Consider the following 25,435-nt stretch of genomic DNA (forward strand, 5'->3'; position numbering starts at 1 on the left):
TTCTGCGATGGGATTTCAAGGAGCTGCCCTCCGTGGGGGGTTGGGTGTCCGGGCGGACATCCGGGGGCGTTGTATGTCTTCTCGTATGTCAAGTGCATGACAACGTACCTGGCAAGGCATTTATCCGGACAGAACGCCGCGGAGCCTGAGGGTGGCGCTGTTCACTCGACTGGTGCCACCCCGATGAGTGGTGGCTAAAAGAAAGCTATTCAATCGCTTGCCCAAGTGGCTACCGGGCGTTGGTAAAGCCTTTCTCTCGACTCGTGCCCCCTGGCATATACCTTGTGTTGCCATGGAGTTGGAAGAAGGACCGATCAGCGATCTGGTGGCGCTCGGCTTGGCGCGGTACGAGGCACGTGTCTATCTCGCTCTCATCAGGCGCGATTCGTACACGGCCGCCGAGGTGGCCCGCGAGGCGGACGTACCGCGCCAGCGGGTCTACGACGTCCTGGACGCACTGGTGCGGCGTCGGCTCGTTGCCGCCCACCCCGGGCGGGTCGCCATGTATTCCGCGGTCACCCCGGAACTGGCCGTAGCCCGCCTGATGGCACTGCAACGCGAGTCCGTGGACCGGTTGGAGCGGGTGTCGGAGGGGCTGGCCGCCGTGCTGCAGCCGGTCTGGTCCGACGGGCGGGTGCACACCGACCCGCTGGACTACATCGAGATCCTGCGCGATCCGAAGGCGATCGGCGAGCGCTTCGCCGACATCCAGCAGCAGGCCCAGCACGAGCTGTTGACCTTCTGCAAACCCCCGTTCGTCGCCCCCGAGGAGAACGCCGAAGGCATCAAGGTCGTCCGTCGGCTGCACCGGGCAGGGGGCACGGTCCGTGCCATCTACCTCGGCGACGCGCTGGACAACCCCGGGACCGTGGAGCACATACGGCGCTTCGCCGACGCGGGGGAGCAGGCCCGCTTCACCCCCGAACTGCCGCTGAAGCTGGTGGTCGCCGACTCTTCCCTGGTGCTGTGTGACATGCCCGACCCGGTGGCAGGCGCGGGCTCCACCACCACTCTGTTCATCGAGCACCCGGCGCTCGCGGGATGCCTGCGAATGGCGTTTCTGACGGTCTGGGAGGGCGCCACGGAGCGCTGCCTGCCGAGGCACTAGCCCGGCGGGGTGAGCCGGGCCGACATGACATGGCAGACCACCACCGCCACGATCACCAGTGGCATGACAGTGAGGCCGTCATGTCCCAGTAGCAGCGTGGCCAGCATGACCGAGGTCATCGGCAGCCGGAGCAGCGCCACCGCCATCGCGCCCATCCCCATCGCGGCGGCGGAGACGAACGGCAGCCCCGGAAGGTGCGACAGCGCGATCCCGCCCGCGGCGCCGAGGAACAGCGCCGGGAAGATCGGGCCGCCGCGGAAGGCCGCGAGCGACACGCAGTAGGCGAGGCTCTTGCAGACGATGAGCAGCACCAGCGCGCCGAGGGAGTACGAACCGGTGCTGAGCAGGAGGTGCGGCAGCGCGCTCTGCCCGGAGAACAGCACGTCGGACGTTGCCTTGCCGGACCCTTCGGCGTACGCGATGGCCAGCCCCGCCACGGCCAGGCCGATCACCGGTGCCCACACCATCCGGCGCCGGTTCACGCCCGGTTGAAGCCGCAGTGCCACGCGCTGGACCCCCGTACCGAGGAACGCGGCGGCGACCCCGATCACCAGCGCGTACCCGAACTGGGCGATGTCGGGGCGCCCCACGTGGGGCAGGTTCGGGATGACCAGCGTTCCGACCCCGAAGCCCGCCCAGGTGCCCAGCCCGGTGAAGACCAGCGAGCCGACCCCGGCGGCCAGCAGCCCGGGGACGAGCACGATCCCGAGCATCGGCCCGCCGAGCCCGGAAGCCTCCATCAGCAGAAAGGCCCCCACCAGCGGCGAACCCAGCAGCGCACTGATGGCCGCGAAACTGCCGGCCGCCGCCACGAGCCCCTGCTCCGTCGCGGTGGAGCCGGGCCGCAGCAGCCGGAACGCGTAGAGGGCAACACCACCGCCCAGCGCGATCATGGGCGCCTCGGGCCCGACGACCGCACCGAGCGCGAGGGACGCGATGGCGGCCAGCAGGATGCCGGGCAGCTCGGCGGCGGGGGCGGTGCCCTTGGTCTTGAGCCCTTCGGCGGGCTGGTGACCGCCGTTGCCCGGCAGGTACCGCACGGTCAGCGCGACCAGCAGCCCGGCGAGCACGAGCATGGGCAGCGGCCACCAGACAGGAGCACTGTCAAATCCGAGCGCGCGGGGCAGGTCGGTGAAGACGGCCTCCTGGAGGTCGTGGACGGCTACCAGGAAACCGTAGGCACCGGCCGAGAGCACGACACCGAAGAGCGCGGTGACGACGAGGAGCTTGAGATAGCCCCTGTTCCGCAACGGCTTGAACGGGTCTGCGAGCAGGGCGGCTTGCTGGTCTGCGGCTGCCTCGTCCGCTGACATCAGAGCGTCTCCTCAGGGCTGCTGCCCGGGCTCTCCGGGGCAGTCGACTGCCTGACGATAATGACAGTAAGGCTGACATATCCGGGTATTAACGGGCTGCTCGGTGGAGCGTCTCGGCGCGCGCGTCGGACTCCACGTGGGGTGGCGGGCCCGCGTTACGGGGCGGGGTGCCCGGTACGCAGCCTCGCGATCCCGGCCGGCGTGCCGAGCGCCGCTCATGCCTCGGCGGATGCGCCCGTCGCTGCCGCGATCAGGGCTGCCGCCGCCGCGCGGGAGGTCGCGGCCACCGTGGAGTCGTGGTCCATCAGGGCGGAGATGCCGGCGCCGTCGTAGAGGAGTTGGAGCTGGTGGCCCAGGGTGTCGGGGTCGGCGGCGCCGGCCTCGGCGGCGAGGCGGGTGAAGAGTTCGCGCATCCAGCCGCGGAAGGCGTTCGCCGCTTCCTGGACCAGCCCGCCGGGGCTGGCCTCGGCGCCGGCGCGGATGAAGACGCAGCCGTGGAAGTCGGGCCGGTCGAACTGCTGCCCCTGGGACTCGAAGACCGCCAGCATCTGCTCGCGGGGTGTGTCGCGCTCCGCGACGGCCCGGGTGATCCGGTCGGCGGTGCCCGCATGCCGGGTGTCGAGATACGCCCGGACGAGCTGCTCCTTGCCGCCGAAGGTGTTGTACAGCGACGCTTTGGCCACGCCCGCGTGTTCGATGACCCGATCGATCCCGACGCTCTGCACGCCCTCGGCGTAGAACAGCTCGTTCGCGGCGGCGAGCAGGCGCTCACGCGCCGACGGCTTCGCGGTGCTCTGGGCACGCGCCATGACGGTCACTCCTTCAGACAGATCTGTCTACATTGTGCCCCGGCCGCGCCCCTCCGGCCGAGTCCGGCCGAGTCCCGACCGGAGGCCACCCCTCAGGCGTTGCCGCCGACCCGCTCGCCCGGCAGGGCCGTCGCCCCGTCCCGGCCGCCGCGCACCAGTCCGAGCAACGCGAACGCCGCGAGGACGATCACGGCGACGCCGTACTCCTGCGCGGTGGCGGTCAGTCCGCCCGCGTGGACGACGAGGAACCCGGCGATCACGGCGGGCACCCCCATGCCCAGGTAGGAGACGACGAAGAGCAGAGACAGCACCCCGGAACTCTCGTGCGGCCGGGCCAGCGGCATCACCGTACGGATGCCGCCCTGGAATCCGCTGCCGAAGCCGACGCCCGCGATGGCGGTGCCGGCGAAGAAGCCGGTGGGGGAGGAGCCGCGGATTGAGGCGAGGGTGAGGGCCACCCCGGCGATCAGCGCGAGGATGCCGGTGAGCATCACCGTCCGGGTCGCCGCCTTCCGCAGGACCAGCACCGAGACGGCGGCCACCCCGGCGAGCACGAACAGGCTTAGCCCGCCGAGGACTTCGGACCTGGAGCCGGTCAACTCCCGTGCGAGGGACGGACCGAGCGACCCGTACAGCCCGGCCAGCGCCCAGACGGCGAACAGCACCGGCGCGGCCACCAGCATCGGGCGGCGTACGGCGCGCGGCAGCTTGATCTCCGGCGCCAGGCCGGCCAGCGCCCCCGGCTTGCGGATGACCGTCTCCGCCATCAGTGCGACGGCGACGGCCTGGAGGACGAAGACCGCCAGCAGTCCGAGGTAGACCAGATGCGTGGGGGCGGGCAGGAACTGGACTACGAGGCCGGAGACCAGCGCGCCGGACGCCGTGCCGATACCCGGGACGACCGCGTTGGTGATCGTGCCGCGCGGGCGGTCGATGTCCATCATCCCCGCCCCGATCGCGCCGAGCGCGGCGCCCGTCGACAGTCCCTGGACGATCCGGGCGATTATCAGCCCCGACACGCCGTCGGCGGTGGCGAACACGACCATCGAGGCGGCCTGCGCCGCCAGCGCGGCCAGCAGCACCGGCCGCCTGCCGACGTGGTCGGAGAGCTTGCCCATGATCAGCAGCCCGAGCAGCACGGCCACCGCGTAGACGCCGAAGACCACGGTGGTGGTGATCGGGTCGAAGCCCCATTCGGCCTGGTAGACCGCGTAGAGCGGGGTCGGCGCGCTGGAGGCCGCCAGGAACGTGATGGTGATCGAGGCGAGGGCGTACAGCGCCACGTTCGGCGGCAGTCGGCGGCCCCGCGCGGATACGGCAGCGGAGTCGGATCCGGAAGTGGATCCGGAAGTGGATCCGGCGGCGGCGGGCGCCGGATCCGAGGTGCGCTCCGATTTGAACGCCGGGACGACCGAGCGATTCGTCATGACCATTCCCGTCCGAAGCATGAGTAGACCTGTCTGTCTAATCCAGTTAGATTAGACAGACAGGTCTACTCAGGTCAAGCGGGAGAGGCGAGCGGCGCTCGGGACGACTGACTGGGCATCAGGCGCGGAAGAGTGTCGAGAGGGGGTGGGAGTTCACCGGTCACCTCGAACACGCCCACGTAGACGTTCTTGGCAACGATGGGGTCGTGGGAGACGAACGTGCGGGCGTTGCGCCAGTAACGGTCAAGCCGGTACGTGTTCGACGTGCTGCGCGCTCCGGTCACCTCGTGCAGGCTGCCGGGGGCCTCGAAGACGTCGTGGGTTCCTCGCCCGCGTCCAGTCCAGCCGGGCCAAGGACTACGTACGCGAGTTCAACACGGCTCTCGCACCCCGGCGGTGTGAGCCGATCACGCGCCAGTTCCTCCACCGGGCCAAGCAGAAACTCAACGTCGCCGCTTGAGTGCAGGCGTGGGGTGGTGGGCGCGCGTTACGGGGTCAGGTGCCCGCCCTTCACGGCGGAGACGAAGGCGGTCCAGTCGTCGGAGGGGAAAGAGAGGGCCGGGCCGTGGGGGTTCTTGGAGTCGCGGACGGGGACGCGGCGGTACCCATCCGCTACTTCCAGGCAATCGCCCTGGGAGGCGCCGCTGTAGCTGGACTTGCGCCACCCCAGCAGGAGCGTGGCGCCTGTTACGACCTGCTTACTTCGACGCATGTGCGTGCTCCTCCGCTACGGACCTCGCCAGGGCCAGTGAATCTGCGTGTGGCATGCATCGCTGAGGGCCAGATCGTAAGCCGTCTGACATTCGCGGACCAATGCCGGATCGTCCATCAGATGTCCCGTGCGCATGCTCTCCGTGTAGGCAATCGGCGGGGCATCAGTGAATTTCATCAGGTAGAGCATTCCTTCCGCGAGTGCATGGCAGCCGACGCTGAAGGGCAGGAGCGGGCACAGGGACGAGATGCTGGTGGACTTCCAGCCGGAGCGGCTCCACCCGTGGGCCCACCGGCATCAGCGTCGGCATCAGATGCGGAATAGCGTCGAGAGGGGCGGGAGTTCACCGGTCACCTCGAACATGCCGACGTAGACGTTCTTGGCATCGATGGGGTCGTGCGAGGCGAACGTCCGGGCATTGCGCCAGAAGCGGTCGAGCCGGTACGCGTTCGAGGTGCTTCGTGCTCCGGTCACCTCGTGCATACTTCCGGCTGCCTCAAGGGACGCTTCCACGCAGGCGACCTTGGCGCGGAAGCACTCCACCGAGGTAACGGCAACGTCGTCGTCGTCGGCGGCCTCGATCCGGTCGGCCGCGGCGAACAACAGCGCACGGGATGCGGCCAGCCGGCTCGACAGATCGCCGACCCTCCGCAGGATCAGGGGGTCATCGGCCGCGGTGGCGTACTGGGGAAGCGCGCCGCGCTTCATCGTGCGGACGTACTGGACCAGGGCGTCGAGGGCGCCGTCACCGATGCCCTGCATCAGACCGGAGTGCAGGAGCATCACCGCGCCGAGGAATGCCGGGGACGGGGTGTGCGCGGCATAGTGCCAGCCGTCGGGTACGAAGACGTCGTGATAGGTGATGGTCTGGCTGCGCGTACCGCGCTGGCCCATGTTGTCCCAGTCGCCGTGCAGTTCGACGTCGGGGTGGCCCAGTTCCACCAGCACGTGATGCGGGCCGGGCTGCTCTCCTTGCAGGACGCATCCGACGTTGGCGATACCGAGGCCGCCACTGTTGGTGTTGAAGGACTTGGTCCCCCCGAGGACCACACCGCCGTCCACGGGCCGGGCGGTGACCTTGCCGTTCACGCCCGTCTCGGCGTTGGACGCGACGAGCCTCAGGCCCTTGTTCAGTAGCCGGTCGGCCAGCTCCTTGCGGGTCTCCTCGGGCAGCGCGCTGCTCTCGTCGAAGATCTCGCGGCTGACGAGCCCGGTGGTGGCCCAGTTCTGGCCGGTGGGGCCGTCCCCGGCGCTGATCTCAACGATGGCACGGGTGAAAGCGCCGATCCCGCCGAGTGCCGTCCCGTCCCACAGACCGCCGTAGGCGGCGGGTACGAGTATGCGGGCGGCGCCCAGCTCCGAGAGGAGCGCCAGGTTGCCCGAGGGATCGGTGTTGTCCCGGTCGCTCCGGAGCCCGGTGTCGGCGAGATCCTGGCGCCGTGCGCGGATGGCTGAGAGGAGCGTAGGTATGTCGTGGGGCGCGGTGGATCCGGCGGTCGTCATGTACGCACCTCTCCGGGAGGGAACAGAGCAGGACCGAACGCCCTGACAACCGGGTCCCGGGCCAGGGCTGTTCGCGTTACGGGGTGATGCGCCCAGTCTTCACTGCGGAGACGAACGCGGTCCAGCCTTCGGCGGTGAAGGCGAGGGCCGGGCCGTGAGGGTTCTTGGAATCGCGGACGGGGATGTCGGCGTATCCGTCGGCCACTTCGAGGCAGTCGCCGTTGCCGCCGCCGCTGTAACTGGACTTGCGCCACCTGCACATGCCCGTTGCTTCGGCTATGCCAAGCTCACTGCTGGTCACGTTCATGCTCCCTTGATACCGCCCTGATCAGCGCCACTGACTCCTTGAATGAGAGCGCATCGCCCAGGACAAGATCGTAGGCCGCCCTGCACTCGCTCACCAGTGCGGGATCGTCCATCAAGCTGCCCGTGCACAGTCCCTCGACGTAGGCCACCGGCGCGGCGTCAGCGAAACTCATCAAGGAGACCATGCCCTCCATGAGTGCATGTTCCCCGGCTTTGAATGGCACCACATGCACACGCAGGCGGCCGTTCTCCGCCATGTCCGCGATCTTGCCTAGCTGGGTGGCCATGGCTGCCGGGCCACCAACCCGACGCCGCAGTACTGCCTCGTCCAAGAGGGTCCAGATTACGGGGTCCACCGGATCAGCGAGGATTCGCGCGCGTTCAACGCGATTGACTACAAGCTGGTCAAGTTCTTCCGCCTTGTAGTTCGGGCGGTACGCGCGGAGGACCGCTCGGGCGTAGGCCTCTGTCTGAAGCAGACCAGGTACGAGTGAAGCCCCGTACTGCTTGATTTCTTTTGCTAGCTTCTCCAACTCGGCTGCCGCAGCAAAGTGTTCCGCGTATTTCGAGTCGAGGTCCTTCAGCCAGCGGGCGAAGAACCCGTCCGTCCCCAGGACCAGGTCCAGCCTCTGCGCGTCGTCCGGCGTGGGCAGGCGGCGCCCCGCCTCCCAGTGACTGACCAGCGTCGGCGAGCACACCACCCCCTCACTCACCGCTTCCTGTGTCAGCCCGGCGGCGATGCGTCGGATCCTCAGTTCCTCGCCGTACTTCTGCCGGATCGAGCGCGACTTGGGTGCTCCGGACACGTGGACCAACTCCTGTACTTGAAGCTCGCGTTGTCAGGTCGAAACCCCTAGAAGCGTAGCGACGCAAGCCACAGGCTGTGAGTTATTCGTCACAGTGCGACAGGAACGCACGGGGCCCCCGCGACCGCAGCAACGGTCCGGGGGCGCGGCCGACGCCAAGCAGGAGCGTCAACATGCCCAAGTTTATTGCCCGTCTCGTCGGTCCGGCGGTCCGATTCCTGAATCTGGCGGCCAGGCGGCGGCCCGCCCCGCCGCCCCCGCTCGTGGTCCGCCGCCGCCGTCTCCTCGTATGCCGGGCGTATCTGCCGCTGGGCCACCAACTCCGGCCCAACCTGGGCTCGTTCTCCGCCCTGGCGTACGAGCGGCTGGAGTACAGCCGGATCGCTTGGTTCGACCTGCACGGCGTCGAGGTCGGGCCGCCCTGCCCGCTGCACGGTGTGGTGGTGCGGTGATGGAACCGACCGTCAGGAACCCCGAGAGCGCAGTCGTACGGCGGTGGAGCCGGCACCCCGCCTGTGTCGCTCGGGCGCGTACGGAACTCCGTACAGCGCTGGAGGGCTGGGGCCTCGCGCCGCTTACGGACGCGGCTTCGCTCGTCCTCTCTGAGCTGCTGACCAATGCCGGACGCCATGCCGTGGTCTCGCCGGGGCGGGAGATCGAGACCCGCTTCCTGCTGGACGAGCGCGGACGCGGCATCCGTATCGAGGTGCACGACGCGTCGTCCGTGCCTCCCCGCATGGCCGATCCGGACCAGGACGCGGTTGGCGGGCGGGGCCTGTGCCTGGTGGACGCGGTCGCCGACGCATGGGGATTCGGCGAGCGGGTCGGGCCCGGCAAGGTCGTCTGGGCGGAGTGCGCTCTGGCGGGGGACGGACGTGCCGCTGAAGCGGTTGCGGCCGGGCGCCCGGAGTGAGGCGGCCTACCTCATCCCCTCATCCGCCCTGTTCTCGCAGGTCATGGGCCGTAAGGCGCCCGCCTTAATGGTGGGTGTACGTTGGTGAGGCAGTCGCCTTACTTCTGGGCACGCGAAGGAGCGAATCATGTCCCGTACCTATCTGGTCACCGGAGCTTCCTCCGGCATAGGCAAGGCCACCACGGCCCTCCTGCGTACGCGGGGGCACACCGTCATCGGGGCTGATCTCAAGGACAGCGACATCTCCGCCGACCTGTCCACGGCCGAAGGCCGGGCCGTACTGGTCAGCCGGGCCCGGGAGCTGAACGGCGGGCGTCTCGACGCCGTCATCGCCTGCGCCGGCGTCGCACAGCCCGATCCGCTCACCGTCAAGATCAATTACTTCGGCGCCGTTGCCACGCTGGAGGGGCTGCGCCCGCTGCTGGCCGCCGGTGCCGATCCGCGGGCCCTGGTCATCAGTTCGATCGACTCCGTCCACCCGACCGACTCCGCGATCGTGGACGCCGCACTCGCCGGCGACGAGGAGGCGGCCGTGGTCGCTTCCCGGGCGGCCGTCGACCGGGGGAAGGGGCAGCTCGTCTACTCCTCCTCCAAGGCCGCGGTCTCCCGCTGGATCCGGCGTGCCGCCATCACTGACGACTGGGCCGGGGCGGGTATCCCGCTCAACGCCGTCGGCCCCGGCGTGATCGTCACGCCGATGACCCAGCCGATGCTCGACGACCCCGAGATGCGGAAGCTGGTCGAGCAGGCCGTGCCGATGCCGTTGCACGGCTACGCCCGCCCCGAGCAGATCACCCCGCTGATCGCCTGGCTGACCTCGCCCGAGAACACCCATGTGACCGGCCAGGTCGTCTTCGCCGACGGCGGCGCCGACGCGGTCCTGCGCGGTGACCGCACATGGTGACCGCCCGTAACGAGGAGACATCCATGCAGCCCCGGACGCTGGAGCGTTCCACCGTGCTCGCGGCCACCCCCGGCCAGGTGTGGGCGGCCATCGGCGACTTCGGCGGCCTCGCCGACTGGCACCCTCACATACAGCCGTCCACCATCGAGGACGACGCGGACCCCGCAGTCCCCGGCGCCGTACGGGTCTTCGCGGTAGATGGCCGGATCGTGGCCCGTGAGCGCCTGCTGGACCGCGACCCAGACGCCCGGTGGTACAGCTACGCCCTCCTGCCCCCGGTGGTGTTGCCGGTCGCCGAGTTCGTGGCGACGCTCGCCGTGCACCCGCACGCCGACGTCGCCGAGGTCCGGTGGTCCGCCGTGTACCAGGGCACGGACGAGGTGGTGCCGCAGGTGGAGTCGCTCTTCGGCGACGGCACCTACGGTGCTGGTCTCGACGCCCTGCGGACGCTCTTCTCCCAGAGCTGAGCCGATGGCTGCCGCTCACCGCGGTGTGCGCGTACGGAACGCGCGCCGCGGTGAGTGTTTCCCGCGTGCTTCTTGAGCGCCTTACCCTTGGTTTCCTTGTACCGGCGGCGAGTTGTCGCGATGTAGGCCAGGAGGTGACCTCTATGGCCTCTAGCGTGGTCCATGGCCGAAGGAACAGGAACAACGGAAGGCAGACCCTCATGACCGTCAACGAGCCGACCAACCATCAGGACCTGGCAGAGGCGCCCGCCGCGACCGGCGAGGTCGCCGACCTGCTGGCGATGCTGGCCAAGCAGCGGCACTTCCTGCGTTTCACCACCCGCGACCTCACCGACGAGCAGGCCGGGCTGGCTCCCACGGCGAGCGAGCTGTGCCTGGGCGGCCTGATCAAGCATGTCGCCTCGGTCGAGCGAGGCTGGGCGGCCTTCATTCTGGAAGGCCCTTCGTCGATGCCGGACTTCACGAAGATGACCGAGGCCGACTTCGCCCGGCGGGCCGACGAGTTCAAGATGCTGCCCGGTGAGACGCTGGCCGGTGTCCTGGCCGAGTACGCCGATGTGGCCCGCCGGACCGACGAGTTGGTCGCCAAGCTGCCCGACCTGAGCGCCAGTCACCCGCTGCCGAAGGCTCCGTGGTTCGAGGCCGGTGCGCAGTGGTCGGCCCGCCGGGTGCTGATGCACATCGTCGCCGAGACCGCCCAGCACGCAGGCCACGCCGACATCATCCGCGAGTCCCTGGACGGCGCGAAAAGCATGGGCTGATCAGCGGCGCGGCGTATCCCGCCATATCGCTGCCGGGCTGGTGGCCGAGGGCGGCCTGGATGCTGCTGACGAGGCTGACCGGGCGACGCCTGTCCGGGCGCTGAGCCGTACCGAGACGCTAAGCCGTATGCAGCATCAGCCCGATACCGACCACCATCAGCCCGGCCGCCGCGATCCTCGGCGCCCCGAACTTCTCCTTGAAGAAGAGCGCGCCGATCGCCGCACCCACGATGATCGACGACTCCCGCAGCGCGGCGATCGGGGCGAGCGGTGCGCGGGTCTGGGCCCACAGGACCAGCCCGTACGCGACCACCGACATCGCGCCGCCGAGCAGTCCGGTGGCAGCGTGCGGGCGCAGCTGGGCGGACAGTCGGCCGCGGCGCCGGTACAGCGCGTACGCCGGGATGGCGATGCCCTCCAGGATCATCAGCCAGGCGATGTACCCGAGCGAGGAGCCCGAGTCGCGGACGCCGACGCCGTCGACCGTGGTGTACGAGGCGATGGCCAGGCCGGTGGCGAGCGCCGCGGTGATCGCAGGCCACTGCGGGCGGGATCCCTTCAGGCCCCACAGGGCCACGCCGACGAGCCCGGCGCAGGCCACCGCCACCCCCGCCAACTGCCATCCGTTCGGGATCTCATGGACGAAGACCGCGGCCAGCACGGTCACCACGAGCGGCGCCGTGCCGCGCGCGATCGGGTACATCTGGCCGAAGTCGCCGAGGGTGAAAGACCGCATGAGCAGCAGCATGTACGTGACGTGCAGCGCGGCCGAGAACAGCAGGAACGGCCACGCGGCGGCCGTCGGGAAGGGTACGAACAGCGCGCCCGCCACGCCGACCAGCAGCCCGCCCCCGGAGATCAGCGTGAAGGAGACAAGCTGATCCTTGATGTGGTGGGCAATGGCGTTCCAACTGGCGTGCGTTATCGCCGCGATGACGACGGCGAGGATGACCAGGGGGGTCACGCGGCGGGCTCCAGGACATCGGCCGAGGTGGCGCCCGCGTCCTCGTCCGGTCCGTGCGGCGCATCGGCGAACCGGGCATTGGCAGTGGGTACGGAAGTGCTCATGGCCCGTAACGCTAACGTCCGGTGTACGTACCACGCGAACCCGTCAAGAGGGTCAAGACCCCGCTGCCAGCACCGCTGCGACCACCGGACCTGCGGCGTCCCCGCCGTGGCCGCCGGACTGGACGACCGCGGCTGCCGCCAGGTCGTTGCTGAATCCGGTGAACCAGCTGTTGGACTTGCCCTGGGCGTCGACCTCGGCCGAGCCCGTCTTGGCGCCCTTGTACCCGCCGACCCCGGACATCGCCACGGTGCCCGTCCCGTAACCCGCCGTCGCCGTCGTGTGCATCATGTCGCGCAGCTGCTGCGCGGTGTTGGCGGGCAGCGGCTGTGCGGTGGCCGTGTCCCCCTCGCGCAGCGACCCGGGCACGATCACCGGCTGGTGGAAGGCGCCGCTACGGGCGGTGGCGGTGACGGACGCCATGTTGAGCGGGTTCATCTGGACGAGCCCCTGGCCGATCATCGCCGCGGCGGTGTTGGGGCCGGTCGTCTGCGGCACACTGCCGTCGAAGGTCGGGATGCCGACGTTCCACACCGAGCCGATGCCGAAGTACTTCTTCGCCGTGTCCGGCAGGGCCGTGTCCGCGATACCTCGGTCGTGCAGCTTGCCCACCGGCTTGATGAAGGCGGTGTTGCAGGAGCGGGCGAAGCTCTGCTCCAAGGTGCCGTTGGCGATGGAGAAATTGTCCAGATTGTGGAAGGTCTGCCCCTGCCACATGACCGACTCCGGGCAGAGGATGGGGCTCTTCTCGGCGGCCAGGCCGTTGTTGATGAGCATCGTGGCGGTCATGATCTTCATCGTGGAGCCGGGCGCGAGCTTCCCCTGCGTCGCCGCGTCGAAGGCGTCGTCACGGTTGTTGGCGACCGCGCGTATCTCACCGGTGCTCGCCTTGACCGCCACCACCGACGACTCGCCGAACTTCTTCACCGCCGTCTCGGCCGCCGCCTGCGCCCCCGCGTCGAGCGTGGTGTGCAGCAGCGCGGGGGTGCCCTTGGAGAGGGTCAGCAGGGTCCTGGCGGGGGCGGTGTTGTCCGCGGAATCGGTGGCCCCTATGTACGTCTCGATGCCGGGCTTGCCGCCCGCCTTGTCGCCGTACTTCTGCCGCAGCGCGTCCAGGACCGGCCCGAGCGAGGGGTACTTCGCCTTTGTCAGCTCGGCGCCGTTGTGGTCGACGGCCTTGACGGGCGCGGACTCCGCCTCGCCCGTGGTGAGCGTCTCGCCCTTCTTCAGGTCCGGGTGGATCACCGACGGGTCCCACTCCACCAGCGCCCGGCCGGTCGTCACACCCCGTACGACGCTCAGCGACGACGTGTACGACCAGGGCTTGGTCCTGCCCTCGTACGAGATGGTGGCCCGCACCGTGAACGGCACCTCCGCACCGGACGCCGCGCCGGGCGTCAGGGTCACCTTCGTGACGTGCGCGTCCTCGCGGTAACCGGCCAGCAGAGGCTGTGAGTCCGCCGCGTCGTTGGTCAGCTGAGACGCCTTGTCCGCGTCGCCCTTCGCCCAGGCGGCGAGGAAGTCCTTCGCCACACCACTGATCTCGTCCGCGGTCGGCGGACCGGTGCGGGCGGGCGCGGCCTGGGTCGTCCCGGTGGGGTCGCCTCCGCCGTGCGAACCGTCCAGCGCGTTCCAGATGTTGTACGCGCCGTAGCCGACCCCGCCGGCCACCACCGCGAACGCCCCGCCCACTATGCCTATCTTTACCCCGTTACGCACTGCTGCGTCCCCTCCCCAGGAGCCCCTTTGGACATGCCTCTTTGAACATGTTCAACAGAGTTACGTCCAGCAGCGTACGGGACCCGGGTGGCGCCCGGGGCGTCGTTACCCGACCGGGACCATGGGCCGCACCACAGAGGCAAGTTGCGGGAAACAACGGTGCGGTCCCGGTGTCAGATCCAGGTGTTCAGCCACATCCGGTTGTTCCACTCGCTCAGCGGGATCGCGTCCCCGGTGAACAGCGGCCAGAAATAAATGAAGTCTCGCTACCGAGGGGGCTCTACGCCTTGACCAGCAGGTTAGCCGCTGGCCAGGGCATAAGCTCGGCTACTGGGCCGCCTCTGGGCCGTGATCATGGTCCGCAGGTGCCTTGTACAGGGCGTCGACGGCCGAGCGGGTACGCCCCTCACTGCTCGGCATGAGGTGCGTATAGATCCGCAGGGTGAAACCTGGGTCGCTGTGGCCGAGGTAGGCACTCAGGGCCCGGATGTTCTCTCCGGCGTCCAGCAGGACGGAAGCGTAGAAGTGCCTCAGGGCATGCATGCCGTCCTCAGACGCCGATGCGTACTTCTCCCCCGCCTTCGGTTCCGGGATGATGCCCGCAGCGGCCAGAGCAGGCTTCCACAGGTGGGCATTGAAGTGACTTACCCGCACGTGGTTGCCGGAAGTTCCGCTAAAGAGAAGCGTCTTTGTCACGAGTGGCCCATCGGGCGTGCGCCAAGGCAGCGTCACTCTGACCGGGGGGAACTGCTCGGAGTGGGCGCGCAGTGCAGCGCCTACCGCTTTCGGCAGGGGAACGTCTCGGACTTTCCCGCCCTTGGGGAGCGCAAAGACGAACTCGCCACGGATCCGCTTGAGCTGATGTCGAACTCCGAGCCAGCCGCCTTCGTAATCGAGTTCATCTTCGGAGAGACCGAAGACCTCGCCCTGCCGCAAGCCACATCCACTTGCGACATCGACAGTCGCCCGCAGGCGCTCGACTAGAGCGGCGCGTACAGCGAACACCTGAGCCGATGTCCACGGAGCCACCCGTGGCGGACTCGCTTTGGGAATCTGTACTGACCGGGCCCGGCAGGGATTCTTGGCGAGCAGCGTGTCATCCACAGCCGCACTCAGGGCGGCCGAAACGGTGCCGAAGATGATACGGCGATGGGAGGAGGCGGCGACTACGGATTCCAGTTCCCCGAGCCACGTCCGGATGTGGCCGGGCTGGAATGAGGCGAGCGGGCGACTCCCGATGTACGGGTAGGCGTGCAGCCGGAGTCGACGCTCAGCGGCCTCCCGGCTGTTGATTTCGGTTGTGTGGGTGGCCACCCACTTCTCAGCGAACTGCTGAAAGGTGATGCGTGCGGCTCGGGGGTCGATGTACTGGCCGCGCGACATGTCGGCGGCGGTGGTGACGAGCCACTGTTCCGCAAGCCGCTTCTGCTTGTCAGGGAATGACTTGCTCTTCTCTGTTCCGTCCGGGCCGACGTAACGGGCTCGGTACCGCATTCCCGTGCCGTGACGATCGGTCTTCGTCCGGGTCGTCTTTCCGTCGGGGCTGGTTTCGGTTTTGTACCAGCGGTCCTGGATGTGGCCTGCCATGTGGCGTGCTCCTGGGTGTGACGGGGCAGGGGCGCGGCCGGTGTTTGGTCGTGCCCCTGCTGGCTGGGGTGGGTTAGGCGGCGAGGTCGTCGTCTGTGGTGAGGGTGTCGACCCAGTCGCGGACGGCGCGGGGGTCGTAGCGCAGGTGCCGGCCGATGCGGACGGCGGGCGGGCCGATGCGCTTCTTGCGCCATGCGTAGACGGTTTCGACGCTCGGGAGGCTGAACATGGCGGCCAGGTCTTCGGGGGTGAGGTAGCGGTCCGGGAGGCCGTCCCGGAGGGTGGCGCGGGGGTCGGGTGCTGGGGTGCGGGTGGTGGTCACCGGGGGCTCCTACGGGACGGTGGGGCCGGTTTCCCGTGACAGAACTGACAGAATTCGTGGACGTGGGGCCTGGCCTGCGGTTTTCTCGTCTGGAGGTCCCGTGACAGAAATCGCGGAAAATCTGACAGAAATGGCTGCGGGGTATTTCTGTCACGCGACGTCCGCTGGAGGGCGCGTGGCGGATGCCGTATTTCTGTCGGACTTCTTTTGATTTCTGTCACGAGGCCAGAAACGGGTATCACCGCAGGTCAGGGGCCGCTCCAACGATTTCTGTCAGTTCTGTCAGCGGGTTGGGGTTTTCCGTCACGCACTGGTGAGCGGCGGGGCGGTGCTCGGGTGGCTGTCGTAGCGGGGCGAGGGCGGCCGTCCTCGGCCGCTGCGTGGGGGTTGGGGCTGTTGCCGGACCCATCCGTGTTCTTCGAGGAGGGTCAGTGCGGGGTCGAGGTCGGCCATGGCGGGGAAGTCGCCGCGGGAGAGGCCCCGGAAGAGTTCCCGCTTGGTGAAGCCGGTGAGGCGCTGGTCTTTGAGGTGGGTGAGGACTTGGTGGGCGGCTTCTTGTGCGGGGTCGGCGCCCATGGCGTCGAAGACTTCGAGTGCGTGGGCGGTGAAGTAGTCGCCCAGCTCGGTTGCGGCGGCCATGGTGGCGGCTTCGATCGGCAGCGTCCATCCGTTGTCGGGGTGGGCGGCGAGGTGGAGCAGTCCGGCGATGCGGGCGACTGCTCCGTCTCGTTTGGAGGCCCATTTCACGACGGGGGCGAGGCTGCCGCCTTTGCCGAGCCGGGATTCGGTGACCTTCTGGTAGGCGAGCATGACCGCGTCGGCTTCGGGGCTGAGGGTGAGGACGGCGGGGTCGGTCCAGTCCGCGAGTGCCATGGTCAGGCCGCCGAGCGTCCTGGTGTAGGCGGCGGTGGTTTCCTCGCTGAGGAGGTCGGGGGTGAGGTTGCGGGAGCCGACCAGGGACAGGGGCTTGGCGTAGAGGAACCGGGCGAGCAGGCCGCGTCCGTCGGCGCCTTTGACGCGGCCGATGGAGTCGAGGACTTCGGGCTGGATGGCCAGGGCCATGGTGACGGCGGGGGCTTCGATGTGCTGGGGATCGCGGCCCTGCCGGTTCACGCGGGCCATGTCGCCTGCGTGGCCTTTGAGGAAGACACCCATGTTGGGAGCTCCGGAGTAGCGTCCGGCGATGATGTCGAAGATCTCGCCCTCTGCGGACATGACGCTGATGCGTCCGTCCTGCTCGGCCAGGAGGGTGGCGAGGCTTTCCGGGGTGACGTCGTCCGCGATGAGCTGCGGCTTGGCAGGCACGCTGAGTTCGTCGGCCTGCTGGGCGAGCTGGACGGCTTCGGCGGTGAGCTGGTCACGTAGGCCGGGCTCGGCGCCTGCCGCCTTCTGCGCGGCCTTGTCGGCTGCTGCCTTGGCGAGGCGCGCGGTGGTTTCCGCCTCGGCCCGCACGGGGCCGGACAGTTCCACGAGTGTCTTCTCCACGGCGAGGAGCGGGCCGGTCATCAGGGCGAACACGGCGGACTTCCGGTTACCGGGGGGCAGGGCCACGGCGGTGTAGAGGTTCACCGGCTCTCGCCAGTGCCCGCGGACACAGACGGTGGCCCGTCCGCCGGCGGCGGTGGCGATGACTCCCAGGGCCAGGCACCCGGCGAGATCGGCCGGTGTCTGCGTCTCCTCGGCCACCCCGGCGACCATGTCCCCCAGCCACGCGGGGAGGGCGTGCACGGGGAAGGCGGGCAGTTGCCTGCGCGCGGTCAGGGGTACGGGCTCGTCCCAGGTGGGGCCGGTGATGGTCTCGGGGGTCAGGTCGTTGAACCCTTCCCAGAGATCGGAGCCGAGTTCGTTGGGGGTGCTCATGCTGCGTTCCTCCCTTCCACGGGGGCGAGCAGGGGGCAGTGGTCGCGGTGCGCGGTGTGGTTCTCAATGAGCTGGAGGGTGGCGGCGCGGCCGATGGCGTGGCGTTCGTAGCCGCACGCGCACCAGGACCGCCCCGACGGCATGGCCGACCAGCTTGGGGGCGCGGTGATCGTGAGCAGTGCGGTCACGTGCGGCCGCTGGCCCGGGGCGGTGGGCGCCTGCTGGTCAGGGCGAACAGATCGAAGGGGACGGCCTTCGGCCGACGACTTTCGGGGTACGACAGCCCGCGCCGTGGTGGGCCGGGGCTCGGGTGCGTCCGGGAGTCCGGCGAGTCCGAGCTGTTGGCATTTCAGAGGGAAATCGGGCCGGGGGCTCATGCCGTCTCCCTTGGCCGGCAGTTGCGGATGGACCAGTTCAGGACGCTGCGCAGTGTCGAGCGGCACTGGGATGCCGGGAGCCCGGCCGCCTCACCTGCCCTCTGAAATGCCTGTTCCACTTCGTCGCGCGTGAGGTCGCCCCACCCGACGAACCGGGCCACCTTGCGCGCACTCTCGAACAACTGGGCTTCTCTGCCGCCCTCTTGGGATGCGGCCACGGCCGCTGTCTCGCGTTCCAGGGCGGTATCGGCAGCACGGTTCCCGTACTTCGGCACAGCCAGCCGGACCGGCCGTGCGGGGCGCTCCGGAGGCTTGAGAGCGTCCAGGAGCCGCGGGGGCAACTGAAGTACCGGGGCTGGGTCGAGAACCTCGTACGCGGCCCCGTGGACGATGCTTCCGGGGGCGACGACGTAGCCACCCCATGCCCGGGTGTCGATGAGCTTGCCGAGCTTGCCCGCGCTGTTGCCGAGCCGGATCCCGTCGGGGGCGGTGAAGTACAGGTGGTGGCCGCCGCTCGCGGTCCGGGTCCGGTATGTGGCGGGGACGGCCTGTCCGGCGCGCTCGCAGAGCGCCTCAAAGGTCGTCACGCCGGAAGGCGTGCCCGTACTGCTGTTGGGCTTGGGCACGTCGAGATCCACGACGACCAGCCCAGAGGGGCCGGTCGCGATGCCGATATTGAACGGCCCATCGGACCAGGCCCGGCGGATCCGGTCCGGGTCGAGGGTGGCGCGCTGCTCCCACTTGCGGTGGCCCCCGGCGCAGTCACCGAGACCCGGGCAGACGGCCTCGCCATGCAGGGCGGGGCGCTTGTCGCCGGGGCGGAGCGGGAAGACGTGCCAACCACGGTCCGCGGCGTCCAGAGCGGCAGCCAGAAGAAGGGTGTTCATGCGGCGGCCCGCCTTTCGTGGGTGAGGAACTGCTGGCCGATGTGCTGGCTGTAGGCGGGGGGTACGGCTTTGCGGGCTTCGGCGCTGCTCATCCAGGTGCAGCCCATGGCATCGGCGTAGGCGCGCTCGCCTTTGTGCTCGAAGGCGAGCAGGGACTTCCGGTGCCAGCACGGCGCCACCAGGTCCCCGCCGCCGCCCCAGGACGTCTCGAAGGACCGGTGACGCCGGACGTTGAGCCCGAACTGGGTTCCGCAGAGCAGGTAGTCGGGGCGCAGGGGTGCTTCGGGGACGTTTTCGATGACCCAGGGCTGTCCGCATGCCTGGAGCAGGGGGCGCCCTGGTGTCAGGAGGTCGGGGTGGCTTTCCTGGCTGCCGCGCCAGGCGGTGACGCGGGCGAAGCGCTCGCACGGCCAGGAGGCGTGCACCAGGTCGTAGTCCCGGATCTCCCCGGACGCGGTGAGCACAGTCAGGTAGTCCAGGGCGTCGGCCTGGTGGAAGGTGAAGGGGTAGTGGGGCTGGGGGCGGTTGTCGACGCCGACGACGTCGAACCCGGCCAGGAAGTAGCCCATCGAGAGGCCGCCTGCGCCGCAGCACAGGTCCAGGACCCGCAGCCCGTTGGGGCGGCGCATGGGGAGAACGGTGGCGTTCATGCGGCCACCGCCAGACGGATTGTGCGGAGCTGGGTGCCGATGAGGAGGGTGTAGGCCGGGGGGATGCATTCGCGGATGCCGTCGCGGTTCATCCAGGGCACGCCCATCACGCGGCGGGCGTGGTCGACGCCGGAGAAGTTCCCCACGAACTGGCCGTAGTGGCCGGGCGGTACGGGGCGGCCCATCTTCGCCTGCCGCACCATGTGTTCCGGGTGTGCGGGTACTCCGAGGAAGACGTCCGGGCTGGTCTCGAAGTAGCGGTGGCGGTAGGTGGCCATGCCGAACATGGCTCCGCACAGCATCACCGGGGCGTTCAGCTTGGCCAGCGCGCCCCGGACGTTCTCCATCACCCATGGGCGGCCTGTGGACTCCAGGGCGGCCCGGGTGGGGGCGATGAGGTCGGGGTGGGCGCGGCCCTGGATGCGCTGGCAGTCGCTGTCGAACTGGCACGGCGGGGATGCGTGGATGGCGTCGTACTCATGGCCGTGGGCGCGGATGTACTCGACCGCGTCCCCCTGGATGTACCGGTAGGGGTAGCGGGGCTGCGGGTCCTTGTCGATGCCGGTCACGTCGAATCCGGCATCGTCGTAGCCCTTGCCGGCGCCGCCCTGGCAGCAGAACGCGTCGAGCAGGCGCGGCCGGATGGGCACTCGCCGGATGTCGGTGGGATGGGTCATGCTGGTGACCTCCACAGGTCTGTTGGTGGCAGGTGGACAAGGGCGGCCCCGGTTCTTTGGCGAGATGCGGGGGCCGCCCTTGGCGTAGCTAGCCGAAGATGCGGTTGCGCTTGATGACGGCTTTGCGGATGTTGACCGTGCTGCCCTTGCCGCTGCTGATGGCCTGGATGGGGGTCCGAAGGGCGAGGACGATGACGGCGACCCACACCAGTGCGCCGCCGCTGATTCCTGCGGCGGCGCTGACGACTTCTCCGATGCCGTAGCCGAGGCCGGCCGCGAGGGCCCCGCCACCGAGTCCGGCGCCTATGAAGCGCTGCGCGACGGGGTCCAGGAGAGGGAGGGGGGTGAGGTCGCGCGGCTGTGCGGGGGCGGCCGGTGCTGGGGCGAGGTGCTTGGGCATGGGGACCATGCGGCCGTAGGCGTCGGGCACCCACACCACCGGCTGACGTGCGCCGTAGAAGTCCATGGCTGCCGACGGGCTGGGCTCGTGCAGGGCGAGGGGCTGAGGGCGGTGCACGACGACCGTCGCGGGGTGCTGGTAGGCGCTGGGTTCGTTCATGGCCGGGCTCCTCAATTTCCGATGTTCGGGATGGCGTTGGTGATGGCGCTGACCAGGTGGCTGACGGTGCCGTTGGCGTTGGTGGAGGCGAGGTAGAAGCCGAAGAGCACGGCGACCACCGCCGCGCCGCCACCGAGGGCTTTGAAGCGCAGGAGGAGCAGCAGGCCGGCGGCGAGCAGCAGGACGAGCGGGATCGTGATGACCATGGGGGTTCCTCCGGGGGTCAGTGGGTGCCGGCGCGGTAGGTGTGGCGGCTGACGTTGTAGAGGTGGCGGCCGAGGCGTATGCGCTTGCCGGTGGTCTGGCAGCGGCGGCAGTCCTTGCCGCGCTTGGCCCTGCCCTTGCGGTCGACGCGGACGGCGTAGCCCATGCCACGGCAGCGCCGGCAGTCACCGAAGGGGCTGAGCCAGCACTTGACGGTGTAACCGAGAGTGATGAGTAGGAGGCAGGCGCTAGCGAGCACGATGGGGGTCATGAGGGGCCTCTCCGGGCGGTTTGGAGGGTTTCCGCAGGTGGGGTGCTAGGTGCTAGCGGGCTGATCAGGTGCGGTTTGGGTCGCTAGCGAGGTCGCTAGGTCTAGCGAGTGGTCTTGCTAGACCTAGCGACCTCGGGGGTCAGGCTTCGGCCCGCTTCTTGTTACGGCGGGTGACGGCGTCGATGATGTGCTGGCGTTCGATACCGCGCCGGTTGGCGCCCTTACCGGCCTCGGTCTTGCCCCACACCTGGTCCGTCTTGATGCCGTAGGGCTTCAGCGCGGCGGCGAGCTGGTCGGCCTTCGCGCGGCCCTCCAGTGCGGCCCACTCGCCGTACGCGTCGGCGTTGTGCTGGGCGAGGCGGTCCACAACCGTCTCGGACCACACCTTGTCCTCGCTGCGGCCGAGGACGGCGGCGACGTCGTCCAGGATCGCGTCAGCACTGCGGCTCTTGCTGACCTCTCCGGCCGCGTCACCGGACAGGGTTCCCTGGTCCTCGCGCAGGGCGCGCGCCCGGTCCAGGATCGTCTCCGCGTCCCGCCCGTTGGCCAGGTAGGTCCGCACGATCCCCGAGTCGTCGGACATGCCCTTGAGCAGGCCGACACCCTTGTGGGACTTCAGGAGCTTGGAGGCGTCCAGGCCCTCGGAGTAGGACCCGGCGCCCAGCACCACGTCGGAGACCTGCCAGGAGCCCACCCGCAGGGAGAAGCGGCCCTGGTGCTGGTCGCGGAGCACGGAGGGGCAGGCAGTGTCGTCGGGCTTCTGCGTGGAGTTCAGGACAGACACACCGACCGCCGGCGCGACCCGGGCGAGGTAGACGAGCAGGTCAAGGATGGTCTTGCCGTGGACGGGGTGCTGCAAGTACTCCTGCACCTCATCGACGACGACCAGCGTGAGCGGCATGTTCAGCTTCGGGTCCCGGCTGATCTCCGGGGTCAGCTTGCCCTCGGGGCAGATGTGCAAGGGGAGTTCGGACAGGCGGTGATAGCGGTCCTCCACATCCGCCTTCAGCTCCATGAGGGAGTTGACCAGGTGCTCCACCGGGTCGAACCCGTCACGGGGCACGATCCCGAACCCGATGCGGTGGGCGACCTTGGTGAAGCTGCGCCAGTCCGGTGAGGCCTTCCCGTCGAAGACGAGGAGCCGCACATGCGGATCCAGGGCAGCAGCCAGGGCGATGGTGCGGGCGGAGAACGTCTTGCCCTGCCGGGGCACCGCCCCGACCAGCAACGACATCCACAGCATGGACGCCATGACGGGGTTGCCGCGCTCGTCCACACCCCACGGGAACGGCTTCCAGAAGTCCACCCGCGTCGCCCCCAGCAGCGGCGACTTACCCGACGGGACAGCGAGCGGGTCACGGTCGGCGATCCAGTACGAGACGCGTCGACCGCTCGTCTCGTCCTTGTCCAGGAAGAGCTGGGTGGGGGCGATGTCCATGCCGGACGCGAGGCGGGCATGGGCCTTGACCGCGTCCTCGAACGTCTTGCCGTACGGCAGGTCGACTACCACCCGCCATCCGTCGCCGTCACGGCCGATCGGCCGCGGGAAGGAGATGTTCTGATCCTTGCCCGTCAGCTTGGCCGCCTCGTGGGCGCGGATGACGACGTCCGACGACAGGCGGCGCTTGCGGAAGGTCACCTTCGCGCGGTCGATCAGCGGTCGGTCCGCCGGCGCACCGACCGCCCCGAGCGCCGTGGTCAGCGAGGACACCGCCAACAGCAGCAGCCAGGACGGCGCCATGACGTACAGGGTCAGGGCGGCGGCAAGGCCGATGAACGTGCCCAGTCCGGCGATGATGCCCCTGAACCGGACGCGGTCGTTGCGCTGGTGAGACAGACGCAGGTACTCCGCCGCGTCCTCGCTCGCCACGGCGGCCAGGCGCAGCGACTTGGCTTCGGCGTCGAATACCCACCGCCCGACCGCCGTTGACCAGCGCCAGGCGCCGCGCGGGGAGTACCACAGGATCTTCGGGGTGTAGATGGTCGGCAGGCGCACCGCGTGGTAGCCGACCATGGCCGAGTAGTGGCGCACTGCCCACTTGCGGACGGCGGTGCGCTGGTCGGGGAGCTTCATCCAGTCCGGCAGGACCGGCAGGCGCGTCTTGTCCTTGGCCTGCATCCACTCCGCCACGGACGGCGGATACACCGTCTTGGGCGGGTCGACCTCCGCGCCCTCGGTGAGCCCTTCGGCGTCCGGGTCGTCGGTGTCGGGGAGTTCGGCCTGCCACTCACCCGGCTTCACCTCCCCCACCTCGGGCGCAGTGGCCGGAGCGGCGGAGGTGGTCTTCTTCAGCGGGAACGGCAGGACCCGCGCGGTCTCGTCTTCCGGCGCCTCAGCAGGCGGACCGGACACACTGATCTCGGTCATGCTGTACGTGCTCCTTCAGCAGAGTTGAGGGTTCCGGCGGCGCGCTGCTCTTCGGGGTAGGCGCAGGTCACGCACATGCCGAGCGAGGACGGGATGCAGTACCCGGCGTCCTGGTGGCATTCGGGGCAGGTGCGGCGGGCGAGCATCGCCAGGGCGAGCGCGCCCCACTTGCGAGAGGTCATCGGCCGGACCGGTTTCGCCTGGTCGATGCGGTAGAGGTAGGCGACGAGCGGGCCGCGCCGGTAGCGCGGCCGGATCACTTCCGCCTGCACCCCCTGACCACCCGGGCGAAGCCCCAGGGCCCGTAACTGGCGGCGGGTAGCCATGCCCTCGGGGGCGCACCGCCAGATGTGCTGGGGCAGGGTCGCGGAGCGCGGCTCAGGCTGGGCGAGGCACTTGCCATGGGTGATGGCCATCAGGCGGCCCGCTCGGCTCGCAGCGTCTCGCGCAGCATCCGGGCATTCGCCGGGGACGTGCGCAAGGTGCGGCGGATGCCCTCGGCGGTCAGTTTGGCGTCCGGCCAATCGGCCGTTGCCACACGGGCCTCGCTCAGCAGCTGGTCCGGCGTGCGCTTGGGACGGGTCGACTTCGCGGCCTCCGGGACACGGCCGGTGGCGCGGCGCGGCTGACTCGACTCGGCAGGCACCACACGCTTCACGATCGGGCGGACCACCGTCGACTCGATGGCCTTGACCGGCTTGCTCGGCAGGGTCGACTTCAGGAAGCCGACCGCCACCGGGCGGGGCAGTTCCCAGGCTTTCGCGGTGATCGGTTCGCGGGTCGATTCACGCTGGTCAGACGTAGACCGAATCCTCACGGTCGCGGTAGATTCCTCCGCATTTGCTGCTACGGCGGGGAGGGCGTCCGGGCCGAGGTGGAACATCGCTCCGAGCGCGGCGTCAGCCCCGACCGTGACGCGCTGACGCTGCACATCGAGCAACGCCGACCCGAGGCCCGTGTCTCCCGATCCGACCTTGCGGGCCAGACGCCACGACGCCCGATCCGAGCGCTTGCGAACGTTCCCATCGGGGTGGTTCGCGGCGCGCGCCCGGTGATAGGCGAGCCGCTGCACCACCTCGACCGCACGCCGCTCGCCCTCAGCGTCACGCCCCTCGGTGTGGACCGCGATGCGGCGGGCGAGGAACGCCATGCCCTCAGCCGACACGCACATACCCATTGGCGTGATGGCGTAGATGACCGTGGTGCCGAGGTCGTCGGCTGCCATCGCCGCCATTGACGCCGCCGCTGCGGGAAGCGCCCACAAGCCGAGTCGGATGACGCGGGGAGAGGACTGACCGAGCATGGTCAGCCCCAGCAGAACCAGCGCCAGGACGGCGGTGGCGCCCTCGCCGGCGGCGACGGCACCGAGTGCGGTTCCGGTTCCGTAGGCGCCGCTGATGTTGGAGTAGGTGCCGACGCCGCCGAACGCGCCCGTGGCGAGCATCGGCAGGAACGCCGCACTCAGCACGGCAATCTGCGTCTTGCTCAAGGTGTTGCTCATGCCGCACCGCCCGTCCGGGCCGTGGCGAGGTTGGCCAGCTCGCGCCGTGCGGCGAGGACCCGCCGACGGGCCCTGCGGATGCGCTGGTGGTCCAGCTCGGTCGGGGCGTGGTCCAGGGTGATGATCTGCGCATCCAGCAGATCGACGTCGGCCAGGATGGCCGGCATCTCCCGCTCGATGGCGTCCAGCTCCGCGTCCGTCGGCTCCATGAACGGAGCGAACGCAGTAACAGCGTCCTGAAGTGTGACGATGTGTTCCATGGGTCGTGTTCTCCTAGCCGTGAGACGGCCCGAAATGCGGCCCCGGTGTTCCAGCACCGGGGCCGCGCGCCGTTCGTGGGGTGGTGGGACAGAGGGGG

General features: G+C 69.4%; 31 protein-coding genes. 6 read left to right on the forward strand and 25 right to left on the reverse strand.

The genetic code is table 11. The features are described from left to right. The first annotated feature begins 292 nt into the window (after nt 1–292). Entirely contained in the window at nt 293–1,108 is an 816-nt protein-coding gene (locus tag OG452_RS20855) for a TrmB family transcriptional regulator (protein ID WP_327297098.1), read from the forward strand. Here OG452_RS20855 and OG452_RS20860 read toward each other — a convergent pair. From OG452_RS20860 to OG452_RS20900, 9 genes are all read right to left on the reverse strand, one after another. Then, nucleotides 1,105–2,421 carry a chloride channel protein gene (locus OG452_RS20860; RefSeq protein WP_327297099.1) on the reverse strand — a complete coding sequence of 439 codons (1,317 nt, stop codon included), beginning with the start codon at nt 2,419–2,421 and terminating at the stop codon, nt 1,105–1,107. The genes OG452_RS20855 and OG452_RS20860 overlap by 4 nt on opposite strands. A gap of 215 nt (nt 2,422–2,636) precedes the next feature. Next, entirely contained in the window at nt 2,637–3,230 is a 594-nt protein-coding gene (locus OG452_RS20865; protein ID WP_327297100.1) for a TetR/AcrR family transcriptional regulator, read from the reverse strand. 92 nt (nt 3,231–3,322) lie between these two features. Further along, nucleotides 3,323–4,657 (reverse strand): MFS transporter, encoded by a 1,335-nt coding sequence (locus OG452_RS20870; protein WP_327297101.1) that lies wholly within the window; start codon nt 4,655–4,657, stop codon nt 3,323–3,325. 74 nt (nt 4,658–4,731) lie between these two features. Next, a complete protein-coding gene (locus OG452_RS20875; RefSeq protein WP_442810163.1) occupies nt 4,732–4,950 on the reverse strand; it encodes a hypothetical protein in 219 nt (72 codons plus the stop codon). Between the two features lie 194 nt (nt 4,951–5,144). Continuing rightward, nucleotides 5,145–5,369, reverse strand: a complete 225-nt coding sequence (locus OG452_RS20880) for a DUF397 domain-containing protein (RefSeq protein ID WP_327297103.1) — start codon at nt 5,367–5,369, stop codon at nt 5,145–5,147. A 15-nt stretch (nt 5,370–5,384) separates the two neighbouring features. Then, on the reverse strand, nt 5,385–5,558 hold the full coding sequence (locus OG452_RS20885; RefSeq protein ID WP_327297104.1) for a hypothetical protein: 174 nt from the start codon (nt 5,556–5,558) through the stop codon (nt 5,385–5,387). Nucleotides 5,559–5,678: 120 nt separating this feature from the next. Further along, entirely contained in the window at nt 5,679–6,872 is a 1,194-nt protein-coding gene (locus OG452_RS20890; protein WP_327297105.1) for an acyl-CoA dehydrogenase family protein, read from the reverse strand. Between the two features lie 76 nt (nt 6,873–6,948). Further along, complete coding sequence (locus tag OG452_RS20895) at nt 6,949–7,179, reverse strand: DUF397 domain-containing protein (RefSeq protein WP_327297106.1); 231 nt, start codon at nt 7,177–7,179, stop codon at nt 6,949–6,951. After that, on the reverse strand, nt 7,160–7,984 hold the full coding sequence (locus tag OG452_RS20900) for a helix-turn-helix domain-containing protein (RefSeq protein WP_327297107.1): 825 nt from the start codon (nt 7,982–7,984) through the stop codon (nt 7,160–7,162). Before OG452_RS20900 ends, OG452_RS20895 begins: the two co-directional genes overlap by 20 nt. 173 nt (nt 7,985–8,157) lie before the next feature. On the opposite strand from OG452_RS20900, the gene OG452_RS20905 reads away from it, so the two are divergent. From OG452_RS20905 to OG452_RS20925, 5 genes are all read left to right on the forward strand, one after another. Continuing rightward, nucleotides 8,158–8,436, forward strand: a complete 279-nt coding sequence (locus OG452_RS20905; protein ID WP_327297108.1) for a hypothetical protein — start codon at nt 8,158–8,160, stop codon at nt 8,434–8,436. Continuing rightward, nucleotides 8,436–8,897 (forward strand): ATP-binding protein, encoded by a 462-nt coding sequence (locus OG452_RS20910; protein ID WP_327297109.1) that lies wholly within the window; start codon nt 8,436–8,438, stop codon nt 8,895–8,897. The genes OG452_RS20905 and OG452_RS20910 overlap by 1 nt, the downstream gene beginning before the upstream one ends. A gap of 127 nt (nt 8,898–9,024) precedes the next feature. Further along, a complete protein-coding gene (locus tag OG452_RS20915) occupies nt 9,025–9,801 on the forward strand; it encodes an SDR family oxidoreductase (RefSeq protein ID WP_327297110.1) in 777 nt (258 codons plus the stop codon). A gap of 23 nt (nt 9,802–9,824) precedes the next feature. Next, nucleotides 9,825–10,268 carry an SRPBCC family protein gene (locus OG452_RS20920; RefSeq protein WP_327297111.1) on the forward strand — a complete coding sequence of 148 codons (444 nt, stop codon included), beginning with the start codon at nt 9,825–9,827 and terminating at the stop codon, nt 10,266–10,268. A 200-nt stretch (nt 10,269–10,468) separates the two neighbouring features. Further along, the gene (locus tag OG452_RS20925) at nt 10,469–11,029 is read left to right on the forward strand and encodes a DinB family protein (RefSeq protein WP_327297112.1); all 561 of its coding nucleotides are present in this window, start codon (nt 10,469–10,471) and stop codon (nt 11,027–11,029) included. Nucleotides 11,030–11,147: 118 nt separating this feature from the next. On the opposite strand, the gene OG452_RS20930 is transcribed toward OG452_RS20925, so the two are convergent. The 16 genes from OG452_RS20930 to OG452_RS21005 all read right to left on the reverse strand — a co-directional run bounded on the left by OG452_RS20930 (nt 11,148) and on the right by OG452_RS21005 (nt 25,337). Further along, nucleotides 11,148–11,993, reverse strand: coding sequence for an EamA family transporter (locus tag OG452_RS20930; protein WP_327297113.1), 846 nt, complete (start codon nt 11,991–11,993; stop codon nt 11,148–11,150). A gap of 156 nt (nt 11,994–12,149) precedes the next feature. Continuing rightward, complete coding sequence (locus OG452_RS20935) at nt 12,150–13,814, reverse strand: penicillin-binding transpeptidase domain-containing protein (protein ID WP_327297114.1); 1,665 nt, start codon at nt 13,812–13,814, stop codon at nt 12,150–12,152. A gap of 327 nt (nt 13,815–14,141) precedes the next feature. After that, the gene (locus OG452_RS20940) at nt 14,142–15,401 is read right to left on the reverse strand and encodes a tyrosine-type recombinase/integrase (RefSeq protein ID WP_327297115.1); all 1,260 of its coding nucleotides are present in this window, start codon (nt 15,399–15,401) and stop codon (nt 14,142–14,144) included. 73 nt (nt 15,402–15,474) lie between these two features. Further along, the gene (locus OG452_RS20945) at nt 15,475–15,723 is read right to left on the reverse strand and encodes a helix-turn-helix transcriptional regulator (protein WP_327297116.1); all 249 of its coding nucleotides are present in this window, start codon (nt 15,721–15,723) and stop codon (nt 15,475–15,477) included. A gap of 303 nt (nt 15,724–16,026) precedes the next feature. After that, nucleotides 16,027–17,583 carry a YfjI family protein gene (locus OG452_RS20950; RefSeq protein WP_327297117.1) on the reverse strand — a complete coding sequence of 519 codons (1,557 nt, stop codon included), beginning with the start codon at nt 17,581–17,583 and terminating at the stop codon, nt 16,027–16,029. Further along, nucleotides 17,580–17,771 carry a hypothetical protein gene (locus OG452_RS20955; protein WP_327297118.1) on the reverse strand — a complete coding sequence of 64 codons (192 nt, stop codon included), beginning with the start codon at nt 17,769–17,771 and terminating at the stop codon, nt 17,580–17,582. Before OG452_RS20955 ends, OG452_RS20950 begins: the two co-directional genes overlap by 4 nt. Before the next feature lie 185 nt (nt 17,772–17,956). Beyond that, the gene (locus tag OG452_RS20960; protein ID WP_327297119.1) at nt 17,957–18,847 is read right to left on the reverse strand and encodes a bifunctional DNA primase/polymerase; all 891 of its coding nucleotides are present in this window, start codon (nt 18,845–18,847) and stop codon (nt 17,957–17,959) included. Continuing rightward, the gene (locus OG452_RS20965; RefSeq protein ID WP_327297120.1) at nt 18,844–19,497 is read right to left on the reverse strand and encodes a DNA cytosine methyltransferase; all 654 of its coding nucleotides are present in this window, start codon (nt 19,495–19,497) and stop codon (nt 18,844–18,846) included. The genes OG452_RS20960 and OG452_RS20965 overlap by 4 nt, the downstream gene beginning before the upstream one ends. Continuing rightward, nucleotides 19,494–20,174 carry an SAM-dependent methyltransferase gene (locus tag OG452_RS20970; protein ID WP_327297121.1) on the reverse strand — a complete coding sequence of 227 codons (681 nt, stop codon included), beginning with the start codon at nt 20,172–20,174 and terminating at the stop codon, nt 19,494–19,496. The genes OG452_RS20965 and OG452_RS20970 overlap by 4 nt, the downstream gene beginning before the upstream one ends. Before the next feature lie 88 nt (nt 20,175–20,262). After that, nucleotides 20,263–20,733 (reverse strand): hypothetical protein, encoded by a 471-nt coding sequence (locus OG452_RS20975; RefSeq protein ID WP_327297122.1) that lies wholly within the window; start codon nt 20,731–20,733, stop codon nt 20,263–20,265. Between the two features lie 11 nt (nt 20,734–20,744). Then, on the reverse strand, nt 20,745–20,939 hold the full coding sequence (locus OG452_RS20980) for a hypothetical protein (protein WP_327297123.1): 195 nt from the start codon (nt 20,937–20,939) through the stop codon (nt 20,745–20,747). 17 nt (nt 20,940–20,956) lie between these two features. Further along, nucleotides 20,957–21,208, reverse strand: a complete 252-nt coding sequence (locus tag OG452_RS20985; RefSeq protein WP_327297124.1) for a hypothetical protein — start codon at nt 21,206–21,208, stop codon at nt 20,957–20,959. A gap of 139 nt (nt 21,209–21,347) precedes the next feature. Further along, a complete protein-coding gene (locus OG452_RS20990) occupies nt 21,348–23,576 on the reverse strand; it encodes a cell division protein FtsK (protein ID WP_327297125.1) in 2,229 nt (742 codons plus the stop codon). Next, nucleotides 23,573–23,992 carry an RRQRL motif-containing zinc-binding protein gene (locus OG452_RS20995; protein WP_327297126.1) on the reverse strand — a complete coding sequence of 140 codons (420 nt, stop codon included), beginning with the start codon at nt 23,990–23,992 and terminating at the stop codon, nt 23,573–23,575. Before OG452_RS20995 ends, OG452_RS20990 begins: the two co-directional genes overlap by 4 nt. Next, complete coding sequence (locus OG452_RS21000; RefSeq protein WP_327297127.1) at nt 23,992–25,077, reverse strand: conjugal transfer protein; 1,086 nt, start codon at nt 25,075–25,077, stop codon at nt 23,992–23,994. The genes OG452_RS20995 and OG452_RS21000 overlap by 1 nt, the downstream gene beginning before the upstream one ends. Further along, nucleotides 25,074–25,337, reverse strand: a complete 264-nt coding sequence (locus OG452_RS21005; protein ID WP_327297128.1) for a DUF6284 family protein — start codon at nt 25,335–25,337, stop codon at nt 25,074–25,076. The genes OG452_RS21000 and OG452_RS21005 overlap by 4 nt, the downstream gene beginning before the upstream one ends. Nucleotides 25,338–25,435 lie beyond the last annotated feature (98 nt).

Source organism: Streptomyces sp. NBC_01197 (genome assembly GCF_036010505.1).
Taxonomy (GTDB): Bacteria; Actinomycetota; Actinomycetes; order Streptomycetales; family Streptomycetaceae; genus Streptomyces.